Below are 15,986 nucleotides of genomic sequence, written 5' to 3'. Positions count from 1 at the left end.
ATAAATAAGATGATTTTAGAAATGAAAGTCCCATCACCAGGGGAATCTATAAAAGAAGTTGAAATCGCAACTTGGTTAGTAAAAGATGGAGATTATGTCGAAAAAGATCAAGCCATTGCCGAGGTTGATTCGGATAAGGCAACACTTGAATTGCCTGCCGAAGCCAGTGGAATCATCACTTTGAAAGCAGAAGAAGGTGATACAGTAGCTGTTGGCGCCATTGTGTGTCATATTGATACTGATGCTGCAAAACCATCTGGTTCAGCACCAGTTGCCGAAGTTAAAAAAGAAGAAGCTAAAGTGGTTGAAGTAAAGAAAGAAGAAGTAAAAGTAGCGGCTCCAGTTGCCCCAACATCTTACGCTTCGGGAACTCCTTCGCCTGCTGCTAGAAAAATATTAGACGAAAAAAATATTCAACCTTCTGATATTATCGGAACTGGAAAAGACGGAAGAATTACCAAAGAAGATGCTATCAATGCTGTTCCATCTATGGGAACACCGACGGGTGGAAATCGTGGTTCAGAACGCACCAAATTATCGATGTTACGCCGAAAAGTTTCGGAACGATTGGTGGCTGCCAAGAATGATACGGCTATGTTGACTACCTTCAATGAAGTGAATATGACCCCAATCAATACTTTGCGAAATGAATATAAAGATGCGTTCAAAGCGAAACACGGCGGACTTGGTTTAGGATATATGTCGTTTTTTACCAAAGCAGTTACAAGAGCCTTGCAACTGTATCCAGATGTAAATTCGATGATGGATGGCGATTATAAAATTGCCTATGATTTCTGTGATATTTCAATAGCAGTTTCTGGTCCAAAAGGATTGATGGTTCCGGTAGTTCGCAACGCTGAAAACTTAACTTTCCGCGGCATTGAAGCCGATATCAAACGTTTGGCCTTGAGAGCTCGTGACGGTCAAATCACCGTTGATGATATGACAGGTGGAACTTTTACCATCACCAATGGTGGTGTTTTTGGTTCGATGTTGTCTACTCCTATTATCAACCCACCACAATCCGGAATCTTGGGAATGCATAACATTATTGAGCGTCCAATTGCTGTAAATGGCAAAGTAGAAATTCACCCAATGATGTATGTGGCGCTTTCGTATGACCACAGAATTATTGATGGCCGTGAGTCGGTTGGTTTCTTAGTGGCAGTGAAAGAAGCCCTAGAAAATCCAGTTGAATTGCTTTGTGACAACAATCCGAAAAAAGCTTTCGAATTGTAGTAGTATCAAATTCATAAATAGCAAAAATCCGTTTAGTTTTATTTCTAAACGGATTTTTTGTTTATTTGTCTTATTAACCAATATTTTTTATGGCATCAAATAAAAAACAAGCAGCAATAGGTTTTATTTTCATCACCATGTTAATTGATATTACGGGTTGGGGCATCATCATTCCTGTAATTCCAAAATTAATCAAAGAACTTATTAATGGTGATATTAGCGAAGCTGCAAAATATGGCGGTTGGCTCACCTTTGCCTACGCTATTACCCAATTTATTTTTGCGCCAATCGTCGGAAATCTAAGCGATAAATATGGTCGAAGACCTATTATTTTAATTTCATTATTTGGGTTTTCACTCGATTATTTATTATTAGCCTTTGCGCCAACCATTTTGTGGATTTTTATTGGTCGAATTTTGGCCGGAATTACCGGAGCCAGCATTACCACTGCTTCGGCTTATATTGCAGATGTGAGTACGCCACAAAACCGAGCTAAAAATTTTGGTATGATTGGCGCTGCTTTTGGATTAGGTTTTATCATCGGACCAGTCATTGGTGGATTTTTAGGACACTATGGTTCTAGGGTTCCGTTTTATGCTGCAGCAGCTTTGTGTATGATTAATTTTCTTTACGGTTATTTTATTTTACCAGAATCCTTATCTAAAGAGCACCGCCGTGAATTCGACATTCGTCGTGCCAATCCGATTGGAGCTTTCAAAAGCCTTCAAAAACATCCTTCGCTAATAGGGCTGATGGCGGCCATATTTTTATTGTATGTGGGTTCCCACTCCGTACAAAGCAACTGGAGTTATTTTACCATGTATCGATTTGATTGGGACGAAAAAATGGTTGGTCTTTCTTTAGGTTTAATAGGATTGCTTGTGGGTATTGTTCAAGGAGGCTTGGTTCGTTGGATCAATCCACGATTAGGCAACGAAAAAAGTATTTATTTAGGGATGGCATTATACACCATCGGATTATTTTTGTTTGCCACCGCCGATCAAAGTTGGATGATGTTTGCCTTTTTAGTTCCTTATTGTTTGGGAGGCATTGCCGGACCTGCTTTACAGTCGATTATAGCAAGTAAAGTGGCTCCATCTGAACAAGGTGAGATACAAGGTACAATGACCAGTTTGATGAGTGCTTCCACTATTATTGGACCTCCCATGATGTCCACCGTATTTTATTATTTCACGCACAAAGATGCGCCGTTTCAATTTGCTGGGGCGCCCTTTGTTTTAGGTGGTTTTCTAATGTTGTTGAGTACGATTATGGCTTATTTTTCGTTCAAGAAAAATGCTAAAGTAAGTATAAACAATGATTATAATAATCAATAATTCCTTTTCCTTTCATTAATATATCGGCACCAATAATGCCGTGAACAGGTTGGGCTTTGTAAGCAATCAAGGCTTCATTTACGTGAGATAAATCAAAAATTACTAGGTCGAATTTTTTGTATTTCCAACGGTTCATTTGCAAGGTATTGCCGGTCGCAATTTGAGTAAACATTCCTGTTGCTCCAGCTCCCGAAGCTTGCGTTTTCGAGTCATTGGCTTGAAGTTGAAATAACTCGATACTTTCAAAACCAATACAACTATTCGATGCGCCCGTGTCGAGAATAAAATTACCTTTCACGCCATTTATTTTGGCTTTAATGAGCAAATGTTGGGTTTTCGAGACCTTGAATTTTATTTTTTTGTATTTTTCTTTTTTGAGAATATAGGGAAGATAGTTCATACACAACGATTGAAAGTCAAAAGTAATCTAAAAATGAATAAAAGCGGAATTCAATACTTCAAAATTATACCTTTGCGGCTAAAATAAATTTGATGATCATTACCGATACACATACCCATTTATATTCGAATGAATTTGATGAAGATCGCAATGAAATGATTCAGCGCGCCATTGATGCTGGGGTTTCTCGGTTTTTTATTCCCGCCATTGACTCAGCTTATACCCAATCGATGTATGAATTGGAAAAAGGGTATCCCGAAAACATTTTTCTAATGATGGGTCTGCATCCCACACACGTCAAGGACAATTATCTCGAAGAATTAAAACACGTAGAAGAAGAATTGTCCAAAAGGAAATTCTTTGCCGTGGGCGAAATTGGAATCGATTTGTATTGGGATAAAACGCATTTGCCACAGCAGCAAGAGGCCTTTAGAAAACAAATTCAATTGGCTAAACAGTACAAATTGCCCATCGTGATTCATTGTAGGGAAGCTTTTGATGAAATTTTCGAAATCTTGGAAGCGGAAAAATCAACGGATTTGTTTGGAATTTTTCATTGTTTTTCGGGAACGTACGAACAAGCATTACAAGCCATTTCCTATAATATGAAATTGGGAATAGGTGGAGTAGTAACCTTTAAAAACGGAAAAATAGATACGTTTTTGGATCAAATCGATTTGAGTCATATCGTCCTAGAAACCGATTCGCCTTATTTAGCGCCTGTGCCGTATCGAGGGAAACGCAACGAAAGTAGTTATTTGGTCAATGTAGTGCACAAATTATCAGAGATTTATAAAGTATCAGCAGAAGAAATTGCAAGAATTACAACTGAAAATTCTAGGCTTATTTTTGGGATTTAACGTAGAATTCAACTATTTTTGATAAAAAATTTGTTCATTTGCCCTAAAAAACATCCTAATATGTCAAAATTTGACGCCATTCGTCCATTTTATGAAACTGAGGTAAACGACGCCATTCAAGAAGTGGTTCATCACCCGATGATGAAAGCCTTGATGAATTTTACTTTTCCAGAAACTCAGGACGAAGTATGGAAAGAGCAGCTGCTTCGCACGCATTCGACAAGGGATTTTCAATGCAACTTTATTTACAAGTCGCTACAAAAAGTACTAGAAAAAACATCCGATGGCTTGACGACTTCAGGGTTTGAGAAGCTAGAAAAAAACACTTCGTACTTATTTATCTCCAATCATCGCGACATCCTTTTAGACACTTCGCTGCTCAATGCTTGTTTGTTTGAACACAAACTGGTGATGACTGCCTCGGCTATTGGGGACAATTTGGTACAAAAATCATTTTTGAGAAAATTAGCCAGACTGAACCGTAATTTTTTGGTTCAAAGAGGCTTGTCACCGCGTGAAATGTTGCAAAGCTCCAAATTATTATCGGAATATATCAGTAAATTGTTGCAACACGAAAATCGTTCGGTTTGGATAGCACAACGCGAGGGCAGAACCAAAGATGGAAATGACGCTACGAACCCAGGAGTACTGAAAATGTTGGCCATGGCTGCTGACGAAGCGGAATTGATGGATTATTTCAAGAAAATAAAAATCGTTCCAGTTTCGATTTCCTATGAATATGATCCGACAGATGCTTTGAAAATGCCGCAACTGATGGCCGAAGCCAAACAAGAGATCTATGTCAAAGAAAAAAATGAAGACTTCGTCAATTTGATGAGCGGAGTGATGGGGCAAAAACGCCGTATTCATCTTCATGTTGGAGCCGTTTTGAGTACTGAATTAGATGAAATCAAAGGGCAACACGAAAATTCGAACAAGCAAATTCAAGCATTGGCACAGCTCATCGATGATTCTATTTTAAGCCATTATAAATTGTGGCCTACCAATTATATTGCCTACGATTTATTGCATAAAACTACTCAGTATAGTCATTTTTACTCCGAAAACGAAAAATCACTTTTTGAGCGAAGATTAGAAATGCGAATCGATCACAGTAATCCTCTGGCATTGCAAAGTTTCTTGGCGATGTATGCCAATCCCGTAGTCAATAAAATGAAGTACGAAAATGCAATCTAAAGCCAAAATTCTTTTGATTTATACCGGTGGCACAATCGGTATGATGAAGGATTTTGAAACAGGAGCACTCAAGGCTTTTAATTTTGGCAAATTGTTGCAAAAAATCCCAGAATTAAAACAATTGGATTGCGATATTGAGACAGTATCTTTCGATGCTCCCATCGATTCTTCGACTATGAATCCTGAAAAATGGGTTGAAATTGCCACCATCATCGAACAGAATTACGCCGTTTTTGATGGCTTTGTGGTGCTTCACGGTTCCGATACCATGTCCTATTCTGCTTCGGCTTTGAGTTTTATGCTCGAAAACTTGTCGAAACCTGTCATTTTTACGGGTTCGCAATTACCCATCGGCGATTTAAGAACCGATGCTAAGGAAAATCTAATCACTGCCATTCAGATTGCTTCTTTGCAGGAAAATAACCAACCCCTAGTGCGAGAAGTCTGTCTTTATTTTGAATACAAATTGTATCGAGGTAATAGAACGACCAAGATCAATGCCGAAAATTTCAATGCTTTTATTTCGCCCAACTATCCTATTTTGATAGAGTCGGGAGTGAATTTGAAGACATTTCCAGAATTGTTTTTGCCGAAATCGAACGATAAAAAGCTTAGGATTCACAAAAACTTGAATACTGGTGTTGTTATTATAAAAATGTTTCCTGGCATAAGCGAAGCGGTTCTATCAGCCATTTTTTCAATTACAGATCTCAAAGGTGTTATTTTAGAAACCTATGGTGCTGGAAATGCGCCGACCGATACTTGGTTTTTGGCTTTATTAAAAAAAGCGGTTGCGACTGGATTACACATCGTCAATGTGACCCAATGTTCGATAGGAAGTGTGAATATGGGAAAGTACGAAACCAGTACTGCATTGAAAGAAATAGGAGTGATTTCGGGCAAAGACATCACCACCGAAGCGGCGATTACCAAATTGATGTATGTGTTGGGACAAAATAGTTCTGCTGATGATTTTAAAACTTTATTCGAAACTTCATTGCGTGGAGAAATTTCATAAAAAGCGAATTTTAATTTTCTAAAGTCGAATTTTTTAGTGTTCTTTGCAACCTCAAAAATAAATAGAGAGGTGTCCGAGTGGTTGAAGGAGCAAGCCTGGAAAGTTTGTATATGGGTAACTGTATCGTGGGTTCGAATCCCATCCTCTCTGCAAAAGAAAATGCCTTTAGAATCGTATGATTTTAAAGGTATTTTTTTATGAGTAGCTGTCAGATACGATTCTCATAAAAAAAGCTAAGTCCAAATTGGCAAAAATTAATATTCAATTTTACCAATATGACGCATTATTCGAACAATTTTAGCTTTTCGGTTATTGATGTAAGAAGAGGAACTTGTTGCTGAATATTTCCTCGGATTGGGCAAAATGGCTGCGATGCCAGCCGCTTGTATTTTGGTTAAACTTTTGGCATCTTTTCTGTACCAATGCTGGGTGGCTGCTTGCGCTCCATAAATACCATTCCCCATTTCGATACTGTTGAGATAGACCTCCATAATGCGCTCTTTACCCCAAATTAGTTCGATTAAAACCGTGAAATATGCTTCCAATCCTTTTCGGAGATAACTTCTGCCTTGCCACAGAAAAACATTCTTGGCTGTTTGTTGCGAAATAGTACTTCCGCCCTTTATTCGTCGGCCTCTTTCGTTGTTTTTGTATGCTTTTTGCATAGCTGTAAAATCGAAACCATTGTGCGTCAAAAAAGTACCATCCTCACTAGCTATTACCGCTTTTTGAAGATTAGTCGAGATATTTTCAATGGGTTCCCAATCGTGGTTAAAATAATTTTCTTTGCCCGCTGATTTATTTTCTATGGTTCGAATCAGCATCAAAGGGGTGAATGGAACGGGAACAAATTTGTAGAGAACTACAAAAAAAATAGACAACCCAAAAAACCATAGCGTGGCTTTAAGTAGAAAACGAGTGACTTTACTCCTAAAAGTTCCCGCGTCTTTTTTTGCTGAGGTTTTTGTTTTTTTTGATGTTATTTTTGTTGCCATTAATCTGAAGCTGAATTTTTGTAAAAGTAAAAAAAAATGATTCAGTTTTACACAATTGAGTTTAAATTACTTCTAATTATTAGGAGTAAAATTTGTATTTTTAAAGCTTTAAAATTCCAAAATTCACAATGAAAAAAACAGCACTTATAACCCTGACAATAATGAGTTTAAACGTAATGGCGCAAAATGTAATGTCTCCCGACTTACTTTTAAAACTAGGAAGAGTATCCTCTTTAGGTATTTCTAAAGATGGAAAAAACATTATTTACAAAGTAGACATTCCTTCTGCCGAAGAAAATAAATCGACTTCTAAATGGTATTCTTTGCCCATAAATGGAGGAAATGCAACCGAAGTGGCTTCGACTAAAGAGCTATTGAATGATAAAAACGTTTCTCCAGACGGGAAATATATTGTTTATAATGAAGAAATCAAGATGGACAAAGTTCACGGAAAAGATTTTTATCCAGAACTCGAAAAATCGAATGTTCAAATCTACAATGGTTTGGATTATCGCCATTGGGACAAATGGAACGAAGGCAAATTCAACCACGTTTTTTATAAAGAAAACAAAGAAGGTGCTGCAGGAATTGACATTTTGAAAGGCGAAAATTATGATAGTCCACAAAAACCTTTTGGCGGTGACGAAGATTATATTTGGTCACCTGACAGCAAAAGCATTCTATATGTTTGCAAGAAAAAAGCGGGAACTGCTTATGCTATTAGCACCAATACCGATATTTACGAATACAATCTAGAAACGAAACAAACTATCAACCGAACGGAAGGGAACCTGGGTTATGATACAAATCCTAGGTTTTCTCCAACTGGGAATTTGTCTTGGCTGCAAATGAAACGAGACGGCTACGAAGCCGATAAAAATGACATTATTGTTAGTTTCAAGGGGATGAATATCAATTTAACAGCGCATTGGGACGGAACCGTAGAGAGTTTCTTGTGGAGTCAAGATGGTAAAAAAGTGTATTTTCAAGCACCGATTGATGGAACAATTCAACTTTTTGAGGTCGATTTTCCAGGTTTGACCAAAAAATCACCCCAAGTAGTTCAATTGACCAATGGCGATTTCGATATTTCTGGTTTAATTGGTTTGTCTGGTGATACAATTCTTGTTACCCGAACCGATATGAATCACGCAGCCGAAATTTTTTCGTATAATCTAAAGAAGAAAACTTGGCTTCAATTATCAAATGTCAATACGGAAACCTACAAATCATTGGCGTTAAGCAAAACAGAAAAAAGATATGTCACCACGACCGATGGTAAAAAAATGTTGGTTTGGGTGGTTTTTCCCCCGAATTTTGACGCTACAAAAAAATATCCAACCTTGCTGTATTGTCAAGGTGGGCCACAATCTCCGTTGACACAATTCTACTCTTTCCGATGGAATTTTCAATTAATGGCGGCCAATGGTTATATTGTAGTAGCACCCAATCGTCGCGGAATGCACGGTCACGGTGTGGAGTGGAACGAACAAATCAGCAAAGATTGGGGTGGACAAGTGATGGACGATTACCTATCGGCGATCGATGATGTAGCCAAAGAAAAATATGTAGACAAATCGCGTTTGGGTTGTGTAGGGGCCAGTTATGGGGGTTATTCTGCCTTTTATTTAGCTGGGATTCACAACAACAGATTCAAAACATTTATTGCTCACGATGGGGTTTTCAATACCCAAAGTATGTTTGGTACTACCGAGGAAGTTTTCTTCAATTATTGGGATTTTGGCGGAGCCTATTGGGAAAAGGATAATGCGATTGCCCAAAAAGCATATACAAAATTCAATCCAATTAATTTTGTATCCAAATGGAATGCACCTATTTTAATTATTCAAGGGGGAAATGATTTTAGAGTGCCAATTGGTCAAGCGCAAGAAGCGTTTCAAGCAGCACAAATGCTAGGAATAAAAAGTAGATTTCTCTATTTTCCCGAGGAAAATCATTGGGTTTTAAAGCCGCAAAATGCGCTGGTTTGGCATAGAGAATTTTATAAATGGTTGAAAGAAACCTTGTAAAAGCAGCTTTTTTTTACTTACAAAAAACCCCGTTTTCCATCAGAAAACGGGGTTTAATTACTATAATTGTATTGTTTTTATTCTAGATTATTCATCTTAAAACTGTCCATAAAGGCAGTGGTGTAATCCCCAGCTATGTATTTTGGATCATCCATCAATTGTCTATGGAACGGAATAGTTGTTTTAATTCCTTCAATTACAAATTCATCCAAAGCTCTTCGCATTTTGCTAATGGCTTCTTCACGGGTTTGTGCCGTTGTGATTAATTTGGCAATCATCGAGTCGTAATTTGGCGGAATGGTATAGCCTGAATACACGTGTGTGTCAAGACGAACACCGTGGCCACCGGGCATATGAAGTGTTGTTATTTTTCCTGGTGAAGGTCTAAATTCATTGTAAGGATCTTCAGCATTGATTCGGCATTCGATAGCGTGTAATTGCGGCAAATAATTTTTACCAGAAATTGGCACACCAGCAGCAACTAAAATTTGTTCTCGAATCAAATCATAATCAATAACTTGTTCGGTAATTGGGTGTTCTACTTGAATACGGGTATTCATTTCCATAAAGTAGAAATTACGGTGTTTATCGACCAAAAATTCTACGGTTCCTGCGCCTTCGTATTTAATGAATTCAGCTGCTTTTACGGCTGCTGCGCCCATTTTATTACGCAATTCGTCAGTCATAAATGGTGAAGGTGTTTCTTCGGTCAATTTTTGATGACGTCTTTGTACCGAACAATCTCTTTCCGAAAGGTGACAGGCCTTGCCAAAAGAATCACCAACAATTTGAATTTCGATATGTCTGGGTTCTTCGATAAGTTTTTCTAAATACATTCCGTCATTTCCAAAAGCTGCTGCTGATTCTTGACGAGCACTTTCCCAAGCTTTAAGCAAATCCTCTTCGGCCCAAACGGCGCGCATTCCTTTACCTCCGCCACCTGCGGTAGCTTTCAGCATTACCGGGTAACCCATTTCTTTGGAAAGTTTTTGTGCTTGTTCAAAAGATTCTAGTAAACCGTCAGAACCGGGAACGCAGGGAACTCCTGCGGCTTTCATTGTGGCTTTGGCAGAAGCTTTATCTCCCATTCTGTCGATCATTTCAGGAGAAGCGCCAATGAATTTTACACCATGTTCTTGGCAAATTTTAGAAAATTTGGAATTTTCAGAAAGGAATCCATAGCCTGGATGTATCGCATCTGCATTGGTAATTTCGGCAGCGGCAATGATATTCGACATTTTTAAATAGGATAAATTGCTCGGTGGCGGTCCTATACAAACTGCTTCGTCAGCAAATTTTACGTGCAAACTATCGGCATCTGCTGTAGAATAAACAGCTACGGTTTTGATGCCCATTTCTCGACAAGTTCGAATAATACGAAGTGCTATTTCCCCCCTGTTTGCAATTAATATTTTTTTAAACATAATCTTTTAATTAGATAATTAGACAATAGTCCATTAGACATTAAATTATGAAGCAAGAATAGAACTTCCAACTTCTAACTTCTAACTTCTAACTTTTTATGAGGGATCTACTAAAAACAATGGCTGATCGTATTCTACCGGGGACATATCATCTACTAAGATTTTAACTATTTTCCCAGAAACTTCAGATTCGATTTCATTAAATAATTTCATTGCTTCGATAACACAAAGTACATCACCTTTTGCAACAGTGCTTCCCACCTCAACAAACATAGGTTTATCTGGAGATGGTTTTCTATAAAAGGTACCAATCATAGGCGATTTTACTGTGACATAATTTGAGTTTTCAACCGCTGGAGCTGCTGGAGTGGCAGGCGCTGGGGCTATTTGCTGAGGAACTGCAACAGGTTGTAGCGCAGGTTGAGCCGGCATTTGAACATAAGTAGCTTCAGAAACGTTTCCTTCTAGAGTTGTTCTAATGGTGATTTTTACATCATCCATTTCTAATTTAACTTCGGCAACACCAGAATTTGCTACGAATTTGATTAGATTTTGAATTTCTTTTAAATCCATAATTGTTTGTTTTAATTTAATTTTATTTTTTGTCGTAAGCCCATTTTAGATAAATAGATCCCCAAGAGAATCCTCCGCCAAAAGCGGCAAATATAATTGTATCTCCTTTTTTAAACAAATGTTCAAAATCGCTAAGAACTAAAGGAAGAGTTGCCGAAGTAGTGTTTCCATATCTTTCGATATTCATTAATACTTTTGAATCTTCTAAGTTCATTCTGCTAGAGATGGCATCAATAATTCTCTTGTTGGCTTGGTGCGGTACTAGCCAGGCAACATCATCATTGGTCAAATTATTTCTTTGCATTATAATATCGCAAGCGTCCGACATATTGGTAACAGCGTATTTAAAAACTGTTTTACCGTCTTGGATAATATTGTGCTGATTGTCTTTTATGGTTTGCTCGGAGGCAGGAAATAGTGAACCGCCGGCTGTCATTTTCAAAAATTCTCTTCCGTCACCATCTGTTCGCAAGTATTCGTCTTGCAATCCTAAACCTTCATAATTGGGTTCGAATAGTGCGGCTCCAGCGCCATCGCCAAAAATAATGCAGGTGGCTCTATCGGTATAATCGACAATCGAGGACATTTTATCTGCACCAATGAGTAATACTTTTTTATATCTTCCAGATTCTATGTAGGCTGCAGCGGTTGACATTCCGAACAAAAAACTAGAGCAAGCGGATTGTAAATCGTAAGAAAAAGCATTTGTAGCGCCAATTTTGGTGGCAACATACGCCCCAGTCGAAGCCACGGGCATATCGGCAGTTGCGGTAGCCAATAGTACCAAATCTATTTCTAATGGGTCGATATTCGCTTTTTCAATAAGGTCTAAAGCGGCGTTTATAGCCAGAAATGAGGTTCCTTTAGTATCATCTTTTAGAATTCTTCTTTCTTTGATTCCTGTTCTAGTGGTAATCCACTCATCATTGGTGTCCACTAAGGTTTCAAGAATTTTGTTTGTCAGCACGTAGTCCGGAACGTAGGCTCCAACAGCTGTGATTGCGGCTGTGATTTTATTCATTATATTCTATTTTTTCTAGCCAAATGCTATTATTTAAATAAATTTCTAAAGGACTCGAAAATTACAATTTTTTTTTTAATCCTTCTTATTTTAATAGTTGTAATTTAACAGAAATTATAAACAACAAAAAAACTCCCACATGGTGAGAGTTTAAATATCATTTACAAAAAAGTATTAAGCAACAGCTACAGATTTATCTATAACAACTTGCCCTCTGTAATACATTTTTCCTTCATGCCAATAGGCTCTGTGGTATAAATGTGCTTCTCCTGTAATTGGACAAGTTGCGATTTGCGCTACAGTAGCTTTGTAATGTGTTCTTCTTTTATCTCTTCTTGTTTTGGAGATTTTTCTCTTAGGATGTGCCATTTTACTATATTATTTATCCGTTAATAGTTGCTTTAATTTGTCCCAACGTGGGTCAATATTTTCTTTGTTTTCTTCTTTTTTATGCTCTTTTTTTACTTCTTTTACTGTCATTTCCTTCAGCTTTGTCAGGGCTTCAGTTTGCAAACTCCCGTCTTTTATTCCGGGGTGAATTCGTTTTAGAGGAACTGAAAGCACAATCATTTCATAAATATATTGTGAAATATCGATTTGAAACTCTCCGTGTGGCAAAATGAGCAACTCTTCGTTGTCATTATTAAAAGCATCTCCAAAACGCACTATCAATTTCATCTTACCTTTAACAGGCAAATCAAATTCTTCGTTTGTCATATCACAAGGCACATTAACAGTTCCTTTGTGCTTAAAAGCCAACTCTAAAAAGTTGTTTTTTTTCTCTAAAACTACATTTACTTTGATGTCTGAATTATTAAATTCTTGATAATCAAAGATTTCAAAGAACGCCTTATGTATTTGATACTCAAAATGATGTTTCCCTAGCTTTAATCCTATAAAAGGAATTAAATATTCTTTCGTCTTGTTCATTTCAACAACAATTTGCCCGAAACTTCGGGAGTGCAAAGATATAAAATTATTGGAAATCTAATAATCTTATTTATCTTTTTTTATTTATATCTATTTTTCTTTTGTTTTCAGCGGTTTTTGACTGATTTCAGCGTACTCATTTCGGGAATTGAAAACATCAATAGCCAAATAAACTGCTTCTTTGAACGAATTATAGTCTGCAATGCCTTTGCCCGCGATGTCGTAAGCCGTTCCGTGATCAGGCGATGTTCTAATTTTATTTAAACCTGCCGTATAATTTACTCCGTTTCCGAAAGACAATGTTTTGAAGGGGATTAGTCCTTGATCGTGATAAGTTGCAATTACCGCATCATATTTATCATATTGATGACTCCCGAAAAAACCATCGGCGGCAAAAGGACCAAAAACTAATGTTCCTTTTTCGAATATTTTTTTTAAGGTTGGTTTTAAAATGGTATCATCCTCTTTTCCGATAACGCCTCCATCTCCGCAGTGCGGATTTAGACCTAAGACGGCAATTTTAGGTTTATTGATGCTAAAATCTTGAATTATGGTCTTTTTTATAGTTTCAATTTTTTTGACAATCAGTTCTTCGGTAAGATGCGATGCAACATCATTCAAAGGAATATGATCCGTCAATAGTCCCACTCTGAGATTGTCTTGAACCATCAACATTAACGCATTGCCTTCTAGTTCTTGATCCAGATAATCGGTATGTCCTGGAAATTTAAAATTTTCAGCTTGAATATTGTATTTGTTTATTGGTGCCGTCACTAAAACATCGATTTTTCCTTCCTTAAGGGCTTTTGTGGCGGCTACAAATGATTTGGTGGCATATTTTCCGACATTTTCGTCATTTACTCCAAAATTGATATCTACACCTTCTTGCCAGACATTCAAAACATTGATTTTTCCTAAAACAATTTGATCCAATCGATCAATACCTTGGAGCATCACGGTTGATTCAAGGGTCTTTTTTATAAAAGAAAGAATTTTTACATTGGCAAAAATTACCGGCGTACACAATTCTAACATTCGAGAATCTTCGAATGTTTTTAGAATAATTTCGCTTCCAATACCGTTTAAATCTCCAATTGAAATTCCAACTATTATATTTTCTGCTTTTTTTGTCATGACATCAGGGATTTATTGCTAATTTTGAAGTGCAAATTTAGTAAAATAAAATAAGAAATGTTTACAGGAATTATAGAATCCCTTGGCAAAGTTCAAGAAATTAAAAAAGACAAAGACAACGTTCATATTACTATCGAATCCTCCATCGCTGATGAACTTAAGATTGATCAAAGTGTTGCCCATAACGGAATATGCATGACGATAGTGGCTATCGACAACAACCTATATACAGTAACAGCTATTGCCGAAACCATAAAAAAAACAAATTTAGCACAACTTAATGTGGGTGATAGTATAAATTTGGAACGAGCAATGCGATTAGGTGATCGACTTGATGGTCATATTGTACAGGGACACGTAGATCAAGTGGGTACGTGTATTGTAGCCAATGAAACCAATGGCAGTTGGTACTACACTTTTGAATATGACGATGCTATCGGCAATATTACCATAGAAAAAGGTTCTATTACGGTAAATGGCGTGAGTCTAACGGTTGTAGATTCGAGAAAAAACCAATTTAGTGTAGCTATTATCCCGTATACTTATGAGCATACCAATTTTAATTCGTTTGAAATTGGTACTAAAGTAAATCTTGAATTCGATTTGATTGGGAAGTATATTTCAAAATTACATTCTAATAAATAAGAAGACAATAGTTCAAAAACAAAAAACTCCAACTTACATTGGAGTTTTTGTTTTTATATTGTAATTGTGAATGAAATAAATTCCTATAACTATGGCAAACAAGATGAAGATTAAAATGTTTTCATCTATAGGTAGACCAGGCGGCGGGGGCGGTTTCTTATGATTGGGAGCGGGTGGAGTAGGTCCTGCCACAGCAATAAGACTACCCAAAAGGAATAGCGCAGTAACAATAAACTTATTTGCAATAATTTTCATAATTTATTTAGAAAATAAATCGTTTTATAGAATAAAAAGTAGATTAAATGAATATATAACTTAAATATCTATAAAATAGTGTTCGCAAAGTTATTTTTATTTACCAATAAAACAATAGGCTCATCGTTTAAACGCACGTTTTTGACGATTAAATACAATAATTTAACACAAAAATAAAAAAAACCCCACAAAAACAAAGATTTGAAGGGTTTACTGTGGTCCCACTTGGAATCGAACCAAGCACCTACTGATTATGAGTCAGTTGCTCTAACCGAATGAGCTATAGGACCATTTATGCGGTTGCAAAAATAGTATTAATTTATATTTATTGCAACTATTTTTGAAGTAGTTTTCTCAATCGTATAAATAATATAATCCCTTATGACGAAACTTCTTGATTATTAGATTTCTTCAATACTATGTGGTAAATAAAATTATTTAATTTCTTGACACAATTCGATCAAGACACCGTTTGTGCTTTTTGGATGCAAAAAAACAACTAGTTTATTGTCTGCTCCTTTTTTAGGAGTTTCATTCAAAACAATAAAGCCTTCATTTTTGAGCCGATTGACTTCTGAAAAAATATCCTCAACATCAAAGGCGATGTGGTGAATGCCTTCTCCTTTCTTGGCAATAAATTTTGCAATAGGGCTTTCGGGATTTGTTGCTTCCAGCAGTTCTATTTTGTTAGGTCCACTGCTAAAAAAAGCGGTCTTAACCCCTTCGGATGCCACTTCTTCCTCTTTGTAAGCGGGTGCTCCAAATAATTTTTCATAAATTTTTGCTGTTTCATTTAAATTGGAAACGGCAATTCCGATATGTTCAATTTTTCTCATTTTTTTCGCAATTTTCAACGCTTTGTAATTATCCAAAGCTATCCGTAAATATAAGTAAAATAAGGCTTCGATAGTGCGCTTTTATTGTTAAT

16 protein-coding genes and 2 tRNA genes are annotated in these 15,986 nt (G+C 36.8%); 8 read left to right on the top strand and 10 right to left on the bottom strand.

What is annotated here, in order from left to right:
* Positions 1 to 9 precede the first annotated feature (9 nt).
* Positions 10 to 1,239 (top strand): 2-oxoglutarate dehydrogenase complex dihydrolipoyllysine-residue succinyltransferase, encoded by a 1,230-nt coding sequence (gene odhB / locus E1750_RS09870; RefSeq protein WP_133276613.1) that lies wholly within the window; start codon positions 10 to 12, stop codon positions 1,237 to 1,239.
* An 89-nt stretch (positions 1,240 to 1,328) separates the two neighbouring features.
* On the top strand, positions 1,329 to 2,576 hold the full coding sequence (locus tag E1750_RS09865) for a TCR/Tet family MFS transporter (protein WP_133276612.1): 1,248 nt from the start codon (positions 1,329 to 1,331) through the stop codon (positions 2,574 to 2,576).
* On the opposite strand, the gene E1750_RS09860 is transcribed toward E1750_RS09865, so the two are convergent.
* On the bottom strand, positions 2,539 to 2,976 hold the full coding sequence (locus E1750_RS09860) for a retropepsin-like aspartic protease (RefSeq protein WP_133276611.1): 438 nt from the start codon (positions 2,974 to 2,976) through the stop codon (positions 2,539 to 2,541). The genes E1750_RS09865 and E1750_RS09860 overlap by 38 nt on opposite strands.
* A 92-nt stretch (positions 2,977 to 3,068) precedes the next feature.
* Here E1750_RS09860 and E1750_RS09855 point away from each other — a divergent pair, with 92 nt between their 5' ends.
* From E1750_RS09855 to E1750_RS09840, 4 genes are all read left to right on the top strand, one after another.
* On the top strand, positions 3,069 to 3,836 hold the full coding sequence (locus E1750_RS09855; RefSeq protein ID WP_133276610.1) for a TatD family hydrolase: 768 nt from the start codon (positions 3,069 to 3,071) through the stop codon (positions 3,834 to 3,836).
* 60 nt (positions 3,837 to 3,896) lie between these two features.
* Positions 3,897 to 5,033 (top strand): 1-acyl-sn-glycerol-3-phosphate acyltransferase, encoded by a 1,137-nt coding sequence (locus E1750_RS09850; RefSeq protein ID WP_133276609.1) that lies wholly within the window; start codon positions 3,897 to 3,899, stop codon positions 5,031 to 5,033.
* A complete protein-coding gene (locus E1750_RS09845; RefSeq protein ID WP_133276608.1) occupies positions 5,023 to 6,051 on the top strand; it encodes an asparaginase in 1,029 nt (342 codons plus the stop codon). Before E1750_RS09850 ends, E1750_RS09845 begins: the two co-directional genes overlap by 11 nt.
* A 63-nt stretch (positions 6,052 to 6,114) precedes the next feature.
* A tRNA-Ser gene (locus E1750_RS09840) sits at positions 6,115 to 6,201 on the top strand.
* Between the two features lie 104 nt (positions 6,202 to 6,305).
* Here the strand turns inward: E1750_RS09840 and mtgA are convergent.
* Positions 6,306 to 7,046, bottom strand: a complete 741-nt coding sequence (gene mtgA, locus E1750_RS09835; protein WP_133276607.1) for a monofunctional biosynthetic peptidoglycan transglycosylase — start codon at positions 7,044 to 7,046, stop codon at positions 6,306 to 6,308.
* A gap of 128 nt (positions 7,047 to 7,174) precedes the next feature.
* On the opposite strand from mtgA, the gene E1750_RS09830 reads away from it, so the two are divergent.
* On the top strand, positions 7,175 to 9,076 hold the full coding sequence (locus E1750_RS09830; RefSeq protein WP_133276606.1) for a S9 family peptidase: 1,902 nt from the start codon (positions 7,175 to 7,177) through the stop codon (positions 9,074 to 9,076).
* Between the two features lie 77 nt (positions 9,077 to 9,153).
* On the opposite strand, the gene accC is transcribed toward E1750_RS09830, so the two are convergent.
* The 6 genes from accC to pdxA form a co-directional block, all read right to left on the bottom strand.
* Positions 9,154 to 10,500 carry an acetyl-CoA carboxylase biotin carboxylase subunit gene (accC, locus tag E1750_RS09825; RefSeq protein ID WP_133276605.1) on the bottom strand — a complete coding sequence of 449 codons (1,347 nt, stop codon included), beginning with the start codon at positions 10,498 to 10,500 and terminating at the stop codon, positions 9,154 to 9,156.
* Positions 10,501 to 10,596: 96 nt separating this feature from the next.
* The gene (gene accB, locus E1750_RS09820) at positions 10,597 to 11,073 is read right to left on the bottom strand and encodes an acetyl-CoA carboxylase biotin carboxyl carrier protein (protein WP_133276604.1); all 477 of its coding nucleotides are present in this window, start codon (positions 11,071 to 11,073) and stop codon (positions 10,597 to 10,599) included.
* 22 nt (positions 11,074 to 11,095) lie between these two features.
* Positions 11,096 to 12,094, bottom strand: coding sequence for a beta-ketoacyl-ACP synthase III (locus tag E1750_RS09815; RefSeq protein WP_133276603.1), 999 nt, complete (start codon positions 12,092 to 12,094; stop codon positions 11,096 to 11,098).
* 174 nt (positions 12,095 to 12,268) lie between these two features.
* Entirely contained in the window at positions 12,269 to 12,463 is a 195-nt protein-coding gene (gene rpmF / locus E1750_RS09810; RefSeq protein ID WP_007137315.1) for a 50S ribosomal protein L32, read from the bottom strand.
* Positions 12,464 to 12,472: 9 nt separating this feature from the next.
* Positions 12,473 to 13,024 (bottom strand): YceD family protein, encoded by a 552-nt coding sequence (locus tag E1750_RS09805; protein ID WP_133276602.1) that lies wholly within the window; start codon positions 13,022 to 13,024, stop codon positions 12,473 to 12,475.
* Positions 13,025 to 13,114: 90 nt separating this feature from the next.
* A complete protein-coding gene (gene pdxA, locus E1750_RS09800) occupies positions 13,115 to 14,158 on the bottom strand; it encodes a 4-hydroxythreonine-4-phosphate dehydrogenase PdxA (protein ID WP_133276601.1) in 1,044 nt (347 codons plus the stop codon).
* Positions 14,159 to 14,215: 57 nt separating this feature from the next.
* On the opposite strand from pdxA, the gene E1750_RS09795 reads away from it, so the two are divergent.
* Positions 14,216 to 14,803, top strand: coding sequence for a riboflavin synthase (locus tag E1750_RS09795; RefSeq protein WP_133276600.1), 588 nt, complete (start codon positions 14,216 to 14,218; stop codon positions 14,801 to 14,803).
* Positions 14,804 to 15,274: 471 nt separating this feature from the next.
* On the opposite strand, the gene E1750_RS09790 is transcribed toward E1750_RS09795, so the two are convergent.
* Positions 15,275 to 15,348: transfer RNA gene (locus E1750_RS09790), tRNA-Ile, on the bottom strand.
* A 144-nt stretch (positions 15,349 to 15,492) separates the two neighbouring features.
* Complete coding sequence (gene mce, locus E1750_RS09785; protein WP_133276599.1) at positions 15,493 to 15,894, bottom strand: methylmalonyl-CoA epimerase; 402 nt, start codon at positions 15,892 to 15,894, stop codon at positions 15,493 to 15,495.
* Positions 15,895 to 15,986: the final 92 nt, after the last annotated feature.

The sequence above is a fragment of the Flavobacterium nackdongense genome, assembly GCF_004355225.1.
Classification (GTDB): domain Bacteria; phylum Bacteroidota; class Bacteroidia; order Flavobacteriales; family Flavobacteriaceae; genus Flavobacterium; species Flavobacterium nackdongense.
The sequence above is the reverse complement of the archived record's forward strand: the minus strand, read 5'-3'. Positions and strand labels throughout refer to the sequence as shown.